Origin of the sequence: Collinsella intestinalis, from assembly GCF_902364775.2 — a bacterium.
Lineage (GTDB): Bacteria > Actinomycetota > Coriobacteriia > Coriobacteriales > Coriobacteriaceae > Collinsella.
On sequence record NZ_CABJEU020000001.1, the window covers coordinates 928,804 to 943,967 of the forward strand.

Annotated in this window: 12 protein-coding genes and 1 tRNA gene; 8 read left to right on the plus strand and 5 right to left on the minus strand. The window is 64.0% G+C overall.

Annotated elements, in window-relative coordinates; translation table 11 throughout:
- Positions 1-72 precede the first annotated feature (72 nt).
- The 3 genes from FY258_RS04005 to FY258_RS04015 all read right to left on the minus strand — a co-directional run bounded on the left by FY258_RS04005 (position 73) and on the right by FY258_RS04015 (position 4,224).
- Complete coding sequence (locus FY258_RS04005) at positions 73-1,215, minus strand: zinc ribbon domain-containing protein (RefSeq protein ID WP_118103316.1); 1,143 nt, start codon at positions 1,213-1,215, stop codon at positions 73-75.
- Positions 1,212-4,043 (minus strand): HAD-IC family P-type ATPase, encoded by a 2,832-nt coding sequence (locus FY258_RS04010; protein ID WP_118103318.1) that lies wholly within the window; start codon positions 4,041-4,043, stop codon positions 1,212-1,214. Before FY258_RS04010 ends, FY258_RS04005 begins: the two co-directional genes overlap by 4 nt.
- A 104-nt stretch (positions 4,044-4,147) precedes the next feature.
- Positions 4,148-4,224: transfer RNA gene (locus tag FY258_RS04015), tRNA-Arg, on the minus strand.
- A 213-nt stretch (positions 4,225-4,437) separates the two neighbouring features.
- On the opposite strand from FY258_RS04015, the gene aroF reads away from it, so the two are divergent.
- The 6 genes from aroF to aroQ are packed head-to-tail and all read left to right on the plus strand — an operon-like array spanning position 4,438 to position 10,898.
- Complete coding sequence (aroF, locus tag FY258_RS04020; RefSeq protein ID WP_118103320.1) at positions 4,438-5,292, plus strand: 3-deoxy-7-phosphoheptulonate synthase; 855 nt, start codon at positions 4,438-4,440, stop codon at positions 5,290-5,292.
- A 44-nt stretch (positions 5,293-5,336) separates the two neighbouring features.
- Positions 5,337-6,479: a 3-dehydroquinate synthase gene (gene aroB, locus FY258_RS04025; protein ID WP_118103322.1), complete on the plus strand. Its 1,143-nt coding sequence runs from the start codon at positions 5,337-5,339 to the stop codon at positions 6,477-6,479.
- Positions 6,473-7,789, plus strand: a complete 1,317-nt coding sequence (gene aroA, locus FY258_RS04030) for a 3-phosphoshikimate 1-carboxyvinyltransferase (RefSeq protein ID WP_118103324.1) — start codon at positions 6,473-6,475, stop codon at positions 7,787-7,789. Before aroB ends, aroA begins: the two co-directional genes overlap by 7 nt.
- A 9-nt stretch (positions 7,790-7,798) precedes the next feature.
- On the plus strand, positions 7,799-8,905 hold the full coding sequence (aroC, locus tag FY258_RS04035; RefSeq protein ID WP_118103326.1) for a chorismate synthase: 1,107 nt from the start codon (positions 7,799-7,801) through the stop codon (positions 8,903-8,905).
- Between the two features lie 10 nt (positions 8,906-8,915).
- Positions 8,916-10,421 carry a shikimate kinase gene (locus FY258_RS04040; protein ID WP_118103328.1) on the plus strand — a complete coding sequence of 502 codons (1,506 nt, stop codon included), beginning with the start codon at positions 8,916-8,918 and terminating at the stop codon, positions 10,419-10,421.
- A gap of 33 nt (positions 10,422-10,454) precedes the next feature.
- On the plus strand, positions 10,455-10,898 hold the full coding sequence (gene aroQ / locus FY258_RS04045) for a type II 3-dehydroquinate dehydratase (protein WP_118103330.1): 444 nt from the start codon (positions 10,455-10,457) through the stop codon (positions 10,896-10,898).
- A 162-nt stretch (positions 10,899-11,060) separates the two neighbouring features.
- Here the strand turns inward: aroQ and FY258_RS04050 are convergent, their stop codons facing one another.
- Positions 11,061-13,349: a polyribonucleotide nucleotidyltransferase gene (locus FY258_RS04050; RefSeq protein WP_118103332.1), complete on the minus strand. Its 2,289-nt coding sequence runs from the start codon at positions 13,347-13,349 to the stop codon at positions 11,061-11,063.
- A 203-nt stretch (positions 13,350-13,552) separates the two neighbouring features.
- A complete protein-coding gene (gene rpsO, locus FY258_RS04055) occupies positions 13,553-13,831 on the minus strand; it encodes a 30S ribosomal protein S15 (RefSeq protein ID WP_006721138.1) in 279 nt (92 codons plus the stop codon).
- A gap of 402 nt (positions 13,832-14,233) precedes the next feature.
- Here rpsO and FY258_RS04060 point away from each other — a divergent pair, with 402 nt between their 5' ends.
- Together FY258_RS04060 and FY258_RS04065 are read left to right on the plus strand one after the other, a co-directional pair.
- Positions 14,234-14,653, plus strand: a complete 420-nt coding sequence (locus FY258_RS04060) for a helix-turn-helix domain-containing protein (RefSeq protein WP_118103334.1) — start codon at positions 14,234-14,236, stop codon at positions 14,651-14,653.
- 10 nt (positions 14,654-14,663) lie between these two features.
- Entirely contained in the window at positions 14,664-15,125 is a 462-nt protein-coding gene (locus tag FY258_RS04065) for a hypothetical protein (RefSeq protein ID WP_118103336.1), read from the plus strand.
- Positions 15,126-15,164: the final 39 nt, after the last annotated feature.

Consider the following 15,164-nt stretch of genomic DNA (forward strand, 5'->3'; position numbering starts at 1 on the left):
TACGTGCATATAGAACTTATCTTACCACGCCTAACGCGGCCCGCCCGCACGCGGCGGGCGGGGGCACGAACCTTACTTTTCGACGGGTTTCCACGCGGCGACGTTCTTCTCGTACTCGATGACGTCGACGGCGCGGCCATCGACCATGGACACCTCGCGCAGGGGTGCGAGGATCTCGTCCTGATGGTCGGCCGGACGCTCTCCCTGCGGAACCGCGAGCGAGACGTCCCACGATTTGCACAGCACGTCGACGCGGTTGTACATCCACGTGGCAAGCTGCTTGAGGTGCTCGACGTCCTCGGCATATGCCGTGTTCTCGGCAAGCCGCAGGGAGTCAAGCTCATCCAGGGTCTGCTGGATGGTGGAGCGCAGGTCATAGGCACCCTGGGAAGCCTGCGAGCGCTGATCGAAGTCCTTGATGAGGTATTGCCCGTTGAAGGTCTCGATCACCGGCCCCAGGGCGTCCTGATACGACGTGATCTCGGCATACACAGCGGAGAGCAGCTGGAAGGCCTCGGGTTCGGAGAGCACATGGGCGCCGTCGGCCTCCCCGGTCCCCGTCTCCCCCGTCTCGGGGGCGGAATCGTCGGCGGAGCCCTTCTCGGCCACCTGGCGGCTCGGGTACATCTCGCTCGCGGCTCGATCGAAGGACTCAACGATACCGGGCATCACTCCCAGCGGATCGGTTGCGACGAACACGCCAACGGCCCCAAGGAGGAGCACCGCGACAAGCGGAGCAACCCAACGGGGGCGGCGCGCCTTGGCGTAGGCATCGTCCCCGCGCGCGAGGTCGTCATCGCTCACGACGGGCCGCGGACGCGGCGCTGCGGAACGCGAAGCCGAGGGCGCCTGCGCGGCGGAGAGCTCGTCGCCATCCAGGACGCTCGTCGCCTGCTCGTCGCGAGGAGCGACGGAGCTCGTGGAGGCACTCGGGGCCGGCACCGCGCCGGCGATCATCTCGGCGGTCAGGCGCGGGAAGCTCGCGGTGCGACCGGCCGCGAGGTCGGAAGCGGCGGACTGCTCAGAGAGGATGCCCGGAGCGGGCCGGCCGCATTTGGGGCACGTGCGGTCCTGGTCGCCCAGGCGCGCACCGCAGCCCTCGCAAAAAATGAAATCGGCTCGCGCAGAAGCGGGGCGCGGCGACAGGTCGGCGCCGCACGCGGGGCACGTGCTCGAATCATCGGAAATGGAAGCGTTGCAGATGGGGCAGATCAATGGTCCTTCTTCCGCTTGGTCTTGGGCATCCGCACGCGGATGCCGCCGTTGGCCTGCTCAACACGATAGCGTTTTTTGCGCCCGGACGAAGCTCCGACCGCGGTCTTCACGCTCTCCCGACGGGTGTCGGAAGTCGCGACCTCGGGCGAATCCGCCTCGGCGGCGGCGCGGGCGGAGGCGTCGGCCTTGCGGCGCGCGAACCGCTCGCGAGCGCGGTCGAAGGCGCGACGGGCGCTCGAGCCCGTGGAGGTGACCTTGCGCCCGCCGGAGCGCCCGCGCACGCTCACCCGCACACCGCGACCGAATCCGGTGGCAAGCCTGCTCGTCTTCTCGGGCGAGCGCTCGAGCATATCGGTGAGCCAGGCGAACAACAAACATCCCACAGCGGCGAACAGCGCACCAAGCACGGCGGGAATGAGCTTGAGGCGGGCAATCGAGAAGAATCCGGGGAACCCGACAACACCGACCGCAAGACCCGCGATGACGAACACGAACACGGCGCGGCGCAGCGGCGTGAAGGGCACCGAGATGCGCCAGATGAGGTAGACGCCCGCGGCACACGCGGTGATGAGGCACATCGTGGAGAGCATCGCCTCGGAATACCCAAAGAGCGCGGCGGCCCCCATGCACAGGATCGAACCGGCCAACACGCCCGCGCTCGCGGGGAGGGCGCGCTTAAGGACGTTCGCCAGGAAGTTGCCGCGAACACGCGCCGTGTTGGGCTCGAGCGCCAAGACAAAGCTCGGGAACCCGATGCAATAGAAATTGATGAGCGTCATCGTGATGGGCTGGAAGGGATAGGGCGGCAGGAAGATGCACAGCGCGGCCAGGCCCATCGAGAACAGGGTCTTGGTGAGGAACAGCGCGGCCGAGCGCTGCAGGTTGTTGATGGAGCGACGCCCCTCGGCAACGACCTCGGGCATGGCCGCGAAATCGTTATCGACGAGCACGATCTCGGCGACGTTGCGCGCAGCGTCAGAACCCGCGGCCATGGCCACAGAGCAATCGGCCTCCTTGAGGGCGAGCACGTCGTTCACGCCGTCGCCCGTCATGGCGACCGTATGGCCGCGGCGCTGCAACGCGTTGACGAGCTCGCGCTTCTGCTGCGGGGTCACACGGCCAAAGACGTGATAGCGATCGACCGCGGCGTCCACCTTACCGGGCGTATCGAGCGTGGTTGCGTCCACATACCTATCGGCCCCAGGAATGCCGACCGTGCGCGCGATCGTCGAGACCGTACGCGGGTCGTCACCGGAAATGACATTGAGGGTGACGCCCTGCTCGCAAAAATAGCGGATGGTGTCCGCCGCGGACGAACGAATCTCATCGCGGATGGTCACAAAGCCCAAGGGACGGGGTTCGCCGATGATATCGCCCTCATCGGTGAATCCGTCGACCTCGGCAACCACCAGCACACGGCACAGCGACGCAAGCTCGGCGACGCGACCCTCGAAACGGGCAAAGACATCCGGCGTGAGCACGAACTGCGAGGCGCCCATAACGCACGCGACCGAATCCGAGCCGAACGCACCGCCCGTGAGCTGCGCGCCGCTCCACTTCTTGGCGGAGGAGAAGGCGATGACGCGCTGGGCCTCGGGTGCACGGGCGAGGTCGCGATAGTGCGCAAGGACCGCCGTGCAGGTCTCGTTCGCATCGTCCGACGTGGCGCGGGCGATGCCAGCGAGCGCGGCGTGCATCCGCTGTGAAGCGGGATCGATGAGACCGGCGTCGAAGTCCTCGGCAGGCGCGGCCCCGCCGAGGTCGTCGGCCACATACACGCCCTCGACCTCCATATGACCCGAGGTGATTGTGCCGGTCTTGTCCAGGCAGAGCACGTCCACGCGGGCGAGCGTCTCGATGCAATAGAGCTGCTGCGCGAGCACCTTGCGGCGCGCGAGGCGAATGGTCGCGATGGCGAGCACGGAGGAGGTAAGGAGCACCAGCCCCTGTGGGATCATGCCGAGTAGGGCACCCACCGTGGAGAGGATGGCCGACGAGATGGCACCCCACGAATCGCCCGATGCGACCCACGAGGCGAGCGTGGAGGAAGAATTGGGATCGAGCGCGCACCAGGACTGATAGGAGTTGTGGACACTCGAATAGAACAGCGCAAGACCGATGGGCACCATGAGAAAGCTGGCAAACCGCACGATGGCGTTCAGCGCGTTCATGATCTCGGAGTTGACCTTCTTGACGTACTTCGCCTCGTTGTTGATGCGGGCGACGTAGTTGTCGGCGCCGACATGGATCACGCGTGCGTACACGAGGCCCGCGTCGATGAAGCTGCCGCTCATGAGCTCATCGCCGGGACGCTTGTGAATCGCGTCGCTCTCGCCGGTGAGCAGGCTCTCGTTTACGTGGCACTCGCCCGAGACAACGACCGCGTCGGCCGGAATCTGGTCTCCCCTGCCCAGGCGGATCAGGTCGTCGAGCACGAGCTCATCGAGCTGGAGCTCGACCTCCCGATCGTCGCGAACCGCGACGGCGCACTTTGAGGCGAGCAGTGTGAGCTTGTCCACCATGCGCTTGGAGCGCAGGGCCTGCACGATACCGATGCCCGTATTGAGGAGCACGACCCCAAGGAAGGTCAGGTTCTTCCAGGCGCCAGTCAAGATGACGAGCACGGCCAGGATGATATTGATTAGGTTGAACAGGGTGCAGGTGTTCTCGATGACGAGTTCCTTGACCGACTTGGTCTTGAGCTCGGTGTTGACGTTGACCTTGCCCTGCGCGACGCGCTCGGCGACCTCGGATGACGTCAAGCCGCGCGTGCCGAACTCGACAGCGGCGCGCTCGTCCGGGGACGCGCCCTTGCTTCCAATACCCATAACCGATCCGTTCCGCAGCGCACGCTGCCTGGTTACAAGAAAGGCCACGTGCGAAACCGCCCGCGACCCATAAGAATTCGGGCTCGAAGCCCGAGGATGTTTAATGGTGCGCCATATAGGGTTCGAACCTACGGCCTTCTGCTCCGGAGGCAGACGCTCTAATCCACTGAGCTAATGGCGCGCGACGGATTGCATTATACCCAAGTGAGGGGACGGACTGATGCTCTTTGCCAATCTTTCAAAAACGCAACCCCGGGCTCGGTACCGCCGTTCTGTAGTCTCTACTCTAATACACGCGAGCCGCAAACCCCGTCGGGACGGTGGGGTACACTCGATGGGGTCAGTCAGTCCGGCTCTGCCGGGCGCAACTTGCAACGTAAACGAAAGGGGCTCCATGATCGCGATCTCGCACGCACGTGCGGCAAAGCCGCAGCGAAAGGTCGACCGCGCCTCGCACCCCGAGGACACGATCATCGACCTCGGCGGCGGCGTTATGATCGGCGGTGGACACTTCCAGGTCATCGCGGGCCCCTGCTCTGTGGAGGGCGACAACCTGCTCACCATTGCCGCGCGCTGCAAGGCGGCGGGCGCCACGCTCCTGCGAGGCGGCGCGTACAAGCCACGCACCTCTCCCTACGACCATCAGGGCATGGGCGAGCGAGGGCTCGACCTCTTGCTCGAGGCACGCGACCAAACGGGCATGCCGATCGTGAGCGAGGTCATGGACACACGCGACGTGGAGCTGTTCGTGAATCGCGGCATCGACGTCATGCAGATCGGGGCGCGGAACGCACAGAACTTCGCGCTGCTCAAGGAAGTCGGCCGCACAAAGACCCCGGTCCTACTCAAGCGCGGCATGGCAAGCACGCTCGAAGAGCTGCTCATGGCCGCCGAATACATCATGAGCGAGGGCAACGAGCGAGTCATCCTGTGCGAGCGCGGCATCCGCACGTTCGAGACGGCCACGCGCAACACCTTTGACCTCAACGCCATCCCGGCGCTGCATCACCTCACCCATCTCCCGGTCGCGGCGGACCCCTCCCATGCGACCGGTTGCGCCCGCTACGTGGGACCAATGGCACTCGCAGCCTGCGCGGCGGGAGCCGACGCACTCGAGATCGAGGTGCACGACGACCCGGCGAACGCCTGGTCCGACGGCCCGCAGGCCCTCACGTGCGACGAATTCGACACAACGATGGAGCAGATCCGCGCGATCCGCTCGGCAATCTCAAGCCCACGCGGCGAATAGCCGCGCGAACAACACACACCCACCACTCGGCAAAGGACGACATCATGGCAACCTCGGCATACACGCTCGACATCGATACGGCACACCCCTATCAGATGCACATCGGCACCTTTCTCCTGGAGCAGGTCGGCGCCATCACGCAGTCGGTCGCCCCTCAGGCCCAGCGCGCACTCATCATCACCGACTCGAACGTCGGCCCGCTGTTCCTGGCGCCCGTCGAGCAGGGGCTGAAAGAGGCCGGGCTGACCGTGGGCGCTGCGACCTTTGAGGCCGGTGAGCAGAGCAAGAACCCAACAACCTACGCCGAGCTTCTCGAGCGCGCGGCCGAAGAGCAGCTCACGCGCGACGACGTGATCATCGCGCTGGGCGGCGGCGTTGTTGGCGACCTTGCGGGTTTTGTCGCGGCGACGTACATGCGCGGCATCGGCTACATCCAGGTGCCCACCACCTTGCTGGCGATGGTCGACTCCTCCGTGGGCGGCAAAACCGCCATCGACCTTTTCGCCGGCAAGAACCTCGCGGGCGCCTTCTGGCAGCCGCTCGCCGTCATTGCAGACGCCGGTTGCCTGGGCACCCTTTCCGACGAGCAGTTCGCCGATGGCTGTGCCGAGGTGATCAAGCACGCCCTCATCGCAGACGCCGAGCTGTTCGCCGAGCTTGAGAAGACGCCCCTCACCCTCGACCTGCTCAAGCAGGACCTCGCACGCGTTTGCTGGCTCATCGCGCGCAACGTCGATATCAAGCGTGCCGTCGTTGTTCAGGACGAGCGCGAGGCGGGCATCCGCAAGCTGCTGAACTTCGGTCACAGCATCGGCCACGCCGTCGAGGCGGCCGAGGGCTACCGTCTCGGCCACGGCACCTGCGTCGCCATCGGCATGGTCGCCATTGCGAGCGCGAGTGTCACCGCCGAGCTCTGCCCCGAGGAACTGCCCGAGCGCCTCGCCCGCCTCATCAAGGCGCATGAGCTCTCCCTCGCCTTTGACGCGGCGCCCGACAAGATCTTCGACGAGGCGCTGCACGACAAGAAACGCTCCGGCTCGACCATCGACCTCGTCGTCCCGCGCGGCATTGGGGCGGCGTCCCTCGCACCCACCCCGCTCGACGAGTTCAGGCGCATCCTCGAGGTGGGCCTTGCCTGCACCCAGGCGCTGTCCGCCGAGATCGACGGCGAGGAGGATGCATGCTAGCCAAGATCAGCCCCAAGCCCCTCTCCGGCACCGTCCCGGCCATCTCGTCCAAATCGATGGCGCATCGCATTATCATCGCGGCGGCCCTCGCCAACGGCGTGACCCGCGTCGCCTGTGACACAACGTGCGCCGATATCGACGCGACGATCCGCTGCCTTACCGCGATTGGCGCCAAGATCGACCCCATCGATGGCGGCTTTGAGATCCACCCCGTGCTCAAGAGCCTCGAGCACGGTATCTTGCGCGCTCTGGCAGGCGCGACCCTCGACTGTGGCGAATCTGGCTCGACGCTTCGCTTCATGCTCCCGGTCGCCTGCGCCCTCGGCGCGGATGCGACCTTCGTCGGCTCGCCGCGGCTCGGCGAGCGCCCCATCGCCCCGCTCACCGATGAGCTCATGGCCGCGGGCTGCACGTTCCAGGGAGCCGCGGGACTCCCCTTGCGTACTTCCGGGCGCATGCGTGCCGGGCGCTTCGAGCTGCCCGGAAACGTGAGCTCGCAGTACATCTCGGGTCTGTTGCTCGCCGCGCCCCTGCTCGACGGGGACACCCAGATCGCCGTGACCGGTGAGATCGAAAGCCGCCCGTACATCGGCCTCACGCTGGCCGTCCTCAACGCGTTCGGCGTGAAGGTCGGCATCGAGGAGGGCGCAACGCCGGGCGGGCTGCCGCTCACCGTCTTTACCATCGAGCGCCAGGGGTTTCGCACCCCCGGCGCCATCGCCGTCGAGGGTGATTGGTCCAACGCAGCGTTTTGGCTGAGCGCCGGCGCGTTGGGCCGCCACTCCGTGACCGTCCGCGGCGTGACCCCCTCCTCAATCCAGGGCGATCGCGCCATCAGCGCCGCGCTCATGCTGTTCGGCGCCAAGGGGCAGCGCAACGCCCGAGCCGCGACGGTTCGCCCGGACAATATCCACGGTATCGAGCTCGACGTACGCGACATCCCCGACCTCGTCCCCGCACTCGCTGCGGTGGCGGCATGCGCCGAGGGGACCACGCGCTTCACCGGATGCTCCCGACTGCGCATCAAGGAATGTGACCGTCTCGAGGCGATTGCAACGGAGCTCGGCAAGCTCGGCGCCAACGTGCGTGTCGACGGCGACGCCCTCGTGATCGAGGGCCGCGACCAGCTCGACGGCGGACGCGTGAACAGCCGCAACGACCATCGCATCGCCATGATGGCAGCCATCGCCGCCGTGCGCTGCGCCTCCCCCGTCGAGATCGAAGGGGCCGAGGCCGTGAACAAGAGCTACCCGCTGTTCTTCGAGCACTACCGCCTGCTCGGCGGCGACGTCGAGCTCATCGACAAGTAAGGGGCGACAATGGCCTCCATGTGCGGCGACAGTTTACGCATCTCCATCTTTGGGCAATCGCACTCGCCCGCCATCGGCTGCTCGATCGACGGCCTGCCCGCGGGCATCCCCATCGACCTTGACCGCCTCCAGGCGTTCCTCAACAGGCGAGCACCCGGCAGCTCGGACACCTCGACCACCCGTCGAGAGGCAGACGCGGTCGAATTCATCGCCGGCATCACGGAGGGCCACACGAACGGCGCGCCCATCGCCGCCATCATCCGCAACCGCGACATGCGAAGCTCCGACTACAGCGAGCTCCGCCGCCTCCCCCGCCCGGGCCATGCCGATTGGACCGCCGCCATCAAGTACGGCGAGCATCGGGACGTAGCCGGCGGAGGCCACTTCTCGGGCCGCCTCACCGCACCACTGTGCATCGCGGGCGGGATCGCCCTTCAGGCCCTCGAGGCAAGGGGGATTAAAATCGCCGCGCACATCGCGCAACTCGGCCCCGAGCCCATTACCGACGAACCCCTCAACCCCGTGGAGCTCGACGAGGCGCAGCTTGACGCCATAGCCGCAAACCCGCTGCCCTGCATCGACGCCTCGACCGCACAGCGCATGCACGAGACCATTCTCCAGGCAAAATCCGAGCTCGACAGCCTGGGTGCCGTGATTGAATGTGTGGCATACAACGTCCCCGCAGGCCTTGGCGACCCCATGTTCGACGGGATGGAAAGCCGCATCGCCCGCATCGCGTTCGGCATCCCCGGCGTGAAGGGGGTCGAATTCGGCGAGGGATTTGGAGCGACCCTCATGCGCGGGAGCGAGCATAACGACCCGTTTTGCATGCAAGACGGGCGTCCGCACATGGCCATCAATCACGCCGGTGGCATCCTCGGCGGCATCACCTGCGGAACGCCTCTAATCTGGCGTATGGCGGTCAAGCCAACGCCGTCGATCGGCAAGCCGCAGCACAGCGTCGACCTCGACGCACATCGCGACACAAAACTCACCGTCCGAGGACGGCACGACCCGTGCATCGCCCCGCGCGCCGTCCCCGTTGCTGAGGCCGCCTGCGCGTGCGCAATTCTCGACGCCATGCTCACCTCAACCGGCACTCAACGGATACTCTAGGGAGATATCAATGGACCTCGATGAACTGCGAAGCCAGATCGATCAGGTCGATGGCAAGATTCTCGACCTGTTCGGCATGAGGATGGCACTGGCCAAGGACGTTGCCCGCGTGAAGTCCCAAACGGGGCGCGCGATATTCGACCCCGAGCGCGAGCAGCGCAAAATCGATGACGTGCGTCGACGCGCGCCCCACGGGCTCGAAGATGAGGCAGATGAGCTTTTCCGCCTGCTCATGGACCTCAGCAAACGCTCTCAGGAGCACGTCATGGCCCAAAACTCCCCGCGTCCCTACGGCGTGCTTGGACGCGTCTTGGGTCACAGCTACACGCCGGTCATCTATCGGGAGCTCGCCGGGCTCGATTACCGCAAGTTCGAGCGTGAACCCGATGAGCTCGAGGCGTTCATCCGTTCGGATGAGTGGGAGGGCGTGAACGTCACCATCCCGTACAAGCGCGATCTCGTACCCTATATGGACGAGCTGTCCGATGTTGCCCAGCGCATGGGCAACATCAACACCATCACGCGCCTGCCCGACGGCCGCCTGCGCGGCGACAACACGGATTATTACGGCTTCAAGGTACTTGTGGAGTCCCTCGGACTGGAGCTCGCCGGCAAGAAGGCGGTCGTGTTCGGAGGCGCGGGCGGTGCAGGCTCGACCGCGATGATGGTCCTCGCCGACCTGGGCATGGAGGCGGTCTCGATCGGCCGCGCGGGCGAGAACACGTACGAAAACCTCGACCGTCATGCAGATGCGGCGCTCGCCGTCAACTGCACACCCGTCGGCATGTTCCCCAAGTGCCCGGCGGCCCCGTGCTCACTCGATGTACTCCCGCAGCTCGAGGGCCTCGTGGACATTGTGTACAATCCCGCACGCACCGCCCTGATGATGCAGGCTGAGGCACGCGGTATCCCGTGCGCCGGCGGTTTGCTCATGCTCGTCGCACAGGCGGCGCAAGCCGTAGAGCGCTACACCGGCGAGGTCATTGGCATGGACCGCATCCTCGATGTCACCGCCCGCCTCTCCGCGACGGAACAGAACATCGTCCTCATTGGCATGCCCGGGTGCGGTAAGACCCGAGTAGGAGAACGCCTTGCAGCCCTCTTGGGACGCGAGCATATCGATATCGACCACGTGCTTGAAGACGAGCTGCAAACAACCTGCGCCGAATACATCTACAAACATGGCGAGGCGGCGTTCAGGGAGCGCGAGACCGAAGCCCTGCGCCGCATGGTCGCTCGCTCGGGGCTCGTCATTTCTTGCGGAGGAGGCGTGGTAACGCGCGCAGAGAACTATCCGCTCATACACCAGAACGGCATCATCGCCATGCTCGACCGCCCCGTCAACGAGCTTTCCAAGAAGAACCGCCCCATCACCGCGCGCGACGGTATCGAGGCGCTCGCGCAGCATCGCATGCCGATCTATCGCGAATGGGCCGATCTCATCGTGGCCTCACGCGACTGTGCCGAGAACACGGCCAAAGCCGTCCGCGACGCGCTGCCGCCCATGCTCCCGTAGCGAGAATCGCCGAACAGACCTCAAGGAGTCACCATGAAAGCTCTGGTCATCAACGGACCGAACCTCAACATGCTCGGCATTCGGGAGCCCGGAATCTACGGAACGGACTCGTACGAGACGCTTGTGTCGATCTGCCAGGATAGCGCTGACGAGCTCGGGTTCGACGGCATCGAGGTGTTCCAGTCCAACCACGAGGGCACGATCGTCGACCGGATCCAAGAAGCTTATGGCACGGTGGACGGCATCGTTATCAACCCGGCGGCCTACACCCATACGAGCATCGCGATCCTCGACGCGCTCAAGGCGGTTGGCATCCCGGCGGTCGAGGTCCACATCTCGGCAGTTGAGGAGCGCGAGGCGTTCAGACAGGTCTCGTACGCGGGGATGGCCTGCTTTGCACGTGTATCCGGCGAGGGCCTGGCAGGCTATGCCCATGCGCTCGAAATCCTGTCGGAGCAATTGAGGAAACAGGACTAACGAACTACGGTGATTTGACCCTTGTCATTTGCTCTCGGTCACACAAGAGTAAAAAATGACAGTAGAAGGTCCGCCACTCCTTCAATCGACAGAAATAGAGGGATCGAGACAAGCTCGATCCCTCTAAAACTTCAAAGCCGCAAGCGAAAGCAAGCGTGCTAGTTACTCGGCCTCGTGATGACGACGCGGGGCACGGCCGCCGTTGTCGCCGGGACGACGGGGACGATCACCGCGCTCGCGACGGGCGGGACGGTCGAAACCGCGGGCACCAGTGTCGCGGGCACCACGGCCCGGACGATCGCCGCGCTCGCGACGCTCGCCGCGACCCTCGCCCTCACCGCGGCCGGCACCAGCCGGGGCCTCGGGCTTCTCGAGGCGATCAAGGGAGATCTTGCCGCGGTCGTCGATCTCGATGACCTTGACCTTGACCTCGTCGCCAACATTCAGGACATCCTCGACCTTCTTAACGCGGCCCTGGGCAACGCGGGAGATGTGCAGCAGGCCGTCCTTACCGGGCAGCAGGTTCACAAACGCGCCGAACGGCTGGATGGAAACAACACGGCCGGTGTACTCCTCGCCCACCTCGGGGACCTTGACGATGAGCTCGATGCGCTCGATGGCAGCGACAACGGACTCGCCCACGCCACCGACGTACACGGTGCCGTCCTCGTGGATATCGATGGAGGCGCCGGTCTCGTCCTGGATGCCGCGGATGGTCTCGCCACCCTTGCCGATGACATCGCGGATGTTCTCGGTCGGGATGGTGATGCACTGGATCTTGGGCGCGGTAGCGCGGGTCTCCTCACGCGGGCCGGGCACGACCTCGAGCATCTTGTCGAGGATGTAGGCGCGACCCTCCTTGGCCTGCTCAAGGGCGGTGCGCAGGATGTCGAACGTCAGGCCGGTGGCCTTGTTGTCCATCTGCAGCGCGGTGATGCCCTTCTCGGTACCGGTGACCTTGAAGTCCATGTCGCCGAGGAAGTCCTCGAGACCCTGGATGTCGGACAGGACGACGGTCTTGCCCTCCTCCTGGATGAGGCCCATGGCGATACCGGACACGGGGCGCTTGATCGGCACGCCACCGTCCATGAGGGCAAGGCAGCTGCCGCAGGTGGAAGCCATCGAAGAGGAGCCGTTGGACTCCATGACCTCGGACACCACGCGGATGGCGTAGGGGAACTCGTTCTCATCGGGCAGGACTGGGATCAGGGCGCGCTCGGCAAGGTTGCCATGGCCGATCTCGCGGCGCTTGGGCGTGCCCATGCGGCCGGTCTCGCCGGTGCAGTAGGGCGGGAAGTTGTAGTGGTGCATGTAGCGCTTGCCATCGACGGGCTCAATGGTGTCGAGGCGCTGACCCTCGTTGAGCATGCCGAGCGAGAGCACGGAGAGCACCTGGGTCTGGCCGCGCTGGAACAGGCCGGAGCCATGAACCAGGGGCAGGTAGTCGCCCTTGACCATGATGGGGCGAATCTCGGCGGCGGAGCGGCCGTCGACGCGCTCACCGGTCTCGACAACCATGCGACGCATGGCGGTCTTCTCGAGCTTCTTGAGGTTCACCGGGATCTCGCGCTCCCAAACGAGCTGCTCCTCCTCGGTGAACTCGGCCTTAATGGCCTCCATGAGCTCGGCGACCTTGTCCTGACGGGACAGCTTGTCGGCGTCGCGCAGGGCGGCGGCCATCTCGTCGTAGTGGGCGAAGATGCGGTCGTGGACCTCCTCAACCGGCTGGTCGAGCGGGTACTCGCGCTTAACGATCGGGCCGTTGACGCGCTCCCACTCCTCGACGAACTCGAGCTGAGCGTCGCAGAAGGCGCCGATGGCCTCCTGGCCGAACTGCATGGCAGCGAGCATGTCCTCCTCGGAGACCTCCTCGGCGCCGGCCTCGACCATGGAGATGAAGTCGCGGGTACCCGCGAGCTCGAGGTCGAGATCGGAGTTCTCGCGCTCCTCATAGGTGGGGTTGACGATGAACTCGCCGGTCTCCTTGTCGCGGCCGATGCGCACGCAGGCCAGCGGACCCTCGAACGGCACGCCGCCGATGGTCATGGCGAGAGAGGCACCCATGACGCAGATCACGTCGACGGGGTTCTTCTGATCGGCCACGAGGGAGGTGGCGACGACCTGGACCTCGTTGCGGAAGCCGTCGGGGAAGGACGGGCGGATCGGACGGTCGATCATACGGGCGGTGAGGGTGGCCTTCTCGGAGGGACGGCCCTCACGCTTGAGGTAGCCGCCCGGGATGCGACCGGCAGCGTACATCTTCTCGTTGAAGTCGACGGTCAGCGGGAAGAAGTCGTAGTTCTTGCGCTCCTTGGAAACGACGACCGTGGTGAGCACGGTGGAGTCGCCCTGCTTGACGAGCGCGGCGCCGGTGGCCTGCTTGGCGAGCTCGCCGACCTCGAAGACGTAGGTCTTACCGAACAGGTCGAAGGTCTTGCTTACGAGTGTCATGAATACTCCTATCCCCACGCGCCCCTTGCGCGCGGGCTTCTCAGGATCGGCGGGACCCTCCCACCGATCGGTTGCGGGGCGGACACATGAGGCACCACTCCCCTTTTGGACGGCACATCGGCGCCGGCCTGGACCCCTATCGCCGGGATAGCGGCCCAACATGAAAAGGGGCGCCCAGCGGACGCCCCTGCATGCACAAATCCCTACTGGATGTTGTCGCGAATGCCGAGCTCCTTGATGAGCTCACGGTACTCATTGATGTCGTTCTTCTTGATGTAGGAGAGGAGACGACGACGCTTACCAACCAGCATGAGCAGACCACGACGGGTGTGGAAGTCCTTCTGGTGGGACTTCATGTGCTCGGTCAGCTCCTTGATGCGCTCGGACAGGATGGCGACCTGAACCTTGGAGTTGCCGGTGTCCTGGGCGTTCTTGCCGAACTTGGCGGTGAGCTCCGCCTTGCGCTCCTTGGAAATCGTCATGATTTCACCTTTCTTGTAGCGGCCGCAGGATGCGCTCCCCATGGCCTCGATTCGCCCTCAACTGGGAAGCCGCCGGTGGAGCGGATATCCAAGTGGAGGGTACCAACAGGTCGGTATGTTACCACAGACCAGCAGCACAACGCCGCAATCGCACAACTTGCCCACGTTATGCAGCGTGATTTACCCGCGAGACAGAAGTTAATGTATATGTTAATTCTCAAAAAGTAGCGTTGGACATAGTCCTATACTTGCGGTCTTATTCAAGGGGCATCAGGGAAGCGGAAATATACACTTTGAGATAAAGAAAGCTCGACCCATTGCAAGAGCCGCCAAAGAACTCTTAGCGCAAATCATGCAAGCAGAATCAGTTCACGATGGCGATTAATTTGAAGTGGAGGCAACATGAGCACAATCGATTTGTCACAATTTGTGGAAGAAAACGAAACGGCCGAAACGCGAGCATATAAGCACGCGCTCGACATCAGCTATCAAATTGTTGAAGAGATGGAACGCCAAGGGCTCAATCAGAAAATGCTCGCTGGAAAAATGGGCATATCCCCCGCCCGGCTTTCGACGATGCTTAACACTCAGCCGAACATGACCTTAAAATCAATTGCTCAATTTGAACTGGCGCTTGGCATCTGCTTTGAATTCACCTCGTGCGACCAGAGCACCGACAATCAGACGGTAGAAGGAGTGCTGTCGCATCCGACGGCTATGGGAAATCCATACCATAATTATCTAGATAACGAATCCCAGTGTCACGTTGACTGCAGCTCTCCTGCATCCAACAAAATATTGACACTCCAAATTGCTGCCTGATTGGAGCATCATGGCGCTGACTCTTTCGCCTATACAATTTAAAGACTCTAAGCTTCTATACATCGCTTTTGATGACACGCGCCAAGAGGGGTCGTCGGCGCTATATTCCAACGAGGACGGCCCTGACTACGGGGAAAAGCATTTCACCCTTAGCGTTGATCGAAACCTTGAATACTCTGAATCTGACGGAACGCTTAGCTGCATGGGATCTCTCCGCTTCAAAATGGACATACGACTCCCCGGGGATGAAAACTCCCCCATCGTCGCATCCGCTGAAGGCGCAATGGGGGCCGTTGCGACTTGCCCCCTCGGACTGAGCGACCGCGCTTCGACCGAAGCCACATTGGCCGCCAACACGCTTTCTTACATATGGGCAAAGCTGCGCACCATAGTTGAGCAGCTGTCCTCGCAATCAAACATCGGAACGCTTTCTCTGCCAGCTATTGACCCAATGCAACTGGTCGGAGAATAGGACTTGAACGCATGATGCGGAGGGAGTATCCCTCCGCAT

What these genes read in the sequence shown, in the direction of transcription:
- FY258_RS04010 (WP_118103318.1), bottom strand. Translation starts at nt 4,043, where the DNA reads ATGGGTATTGGAAGCAAGGGCGCGTCCCCGGACGAGCGCGCCGCTGTC.
- aroF (WP_118103320.1), top strand. Translation starts at nt 4,438, where the DNA reads ATGATCGCGATCTCGCACGCACGTGCGGCAAAGCCGCAGCGAAAGGTC.
- aroB (WP_118103322.1), top strand. Translation starts at nt 5,337, where the DNA reads ATGGCAACCTCGGCATACACGCTCGACATCGATACGGCACACCCCTAT.
- aroA (WP_118103324.1), top strand. Translation starts at nt 6,473, where the DNA reads ATGCTAGCCAAGATCAGCCCCAAGCCCCTCTCCGGCACCGTCCCGGCC.
- aroC (WP_118103326.1), top strand. Translation starts at nt 7,799, where the DNA reads ATGGCCTCCATGTGCGGCGACAGTTTACGCATCTCCATCTTTGGGCAA.
- FY258_RS04040 (WP_118103328.1), top strand. Translation starts at nt 8,916, where the DNA reads ATGGACCTCGATGAACTGCGAAGCCAGATCGATCAGGTCGATGGCAAG.
- aroQ (WP_118103330.1), top strand. Translation starts at nt 10,455, where the DNA reads ATGAAAGCTCTGGTCATCAACGGACCGAACCTCAACATGCTCGGCATT.
- FY258_RS04050 (WP_118103332.1), bottom strand. Translation starts at nt 13,349, where the DNA reads ATGACACTCGTAAGCAAGACCTTCGACCTGTTCGGTAAGACCTACGTC.
- rpsO (WP_006721138.1), bottom strand. Translation starts at nt 13,831, where the DNA reads ATGACGATTTCCAAGGAGCGCAAGGCGGAGCTCACCGCCAAGTTCGGC.
- FY258_RS04060 (WP_118103334.1), top strand. Translation starts at nt 14,234, where the DNA reads ATGAGCACAATCGATTTGTCACAATTTGTGGAAGAAAACGAAACGGCC.
- FY258_RS04065 (WP_118103336.1), top strand. Translation starts at nt 14,664, where the DNA reads ATGGCGCTGACTCTTTCGCCTATACAATTTAAAGACTCTAAGCTTCTA.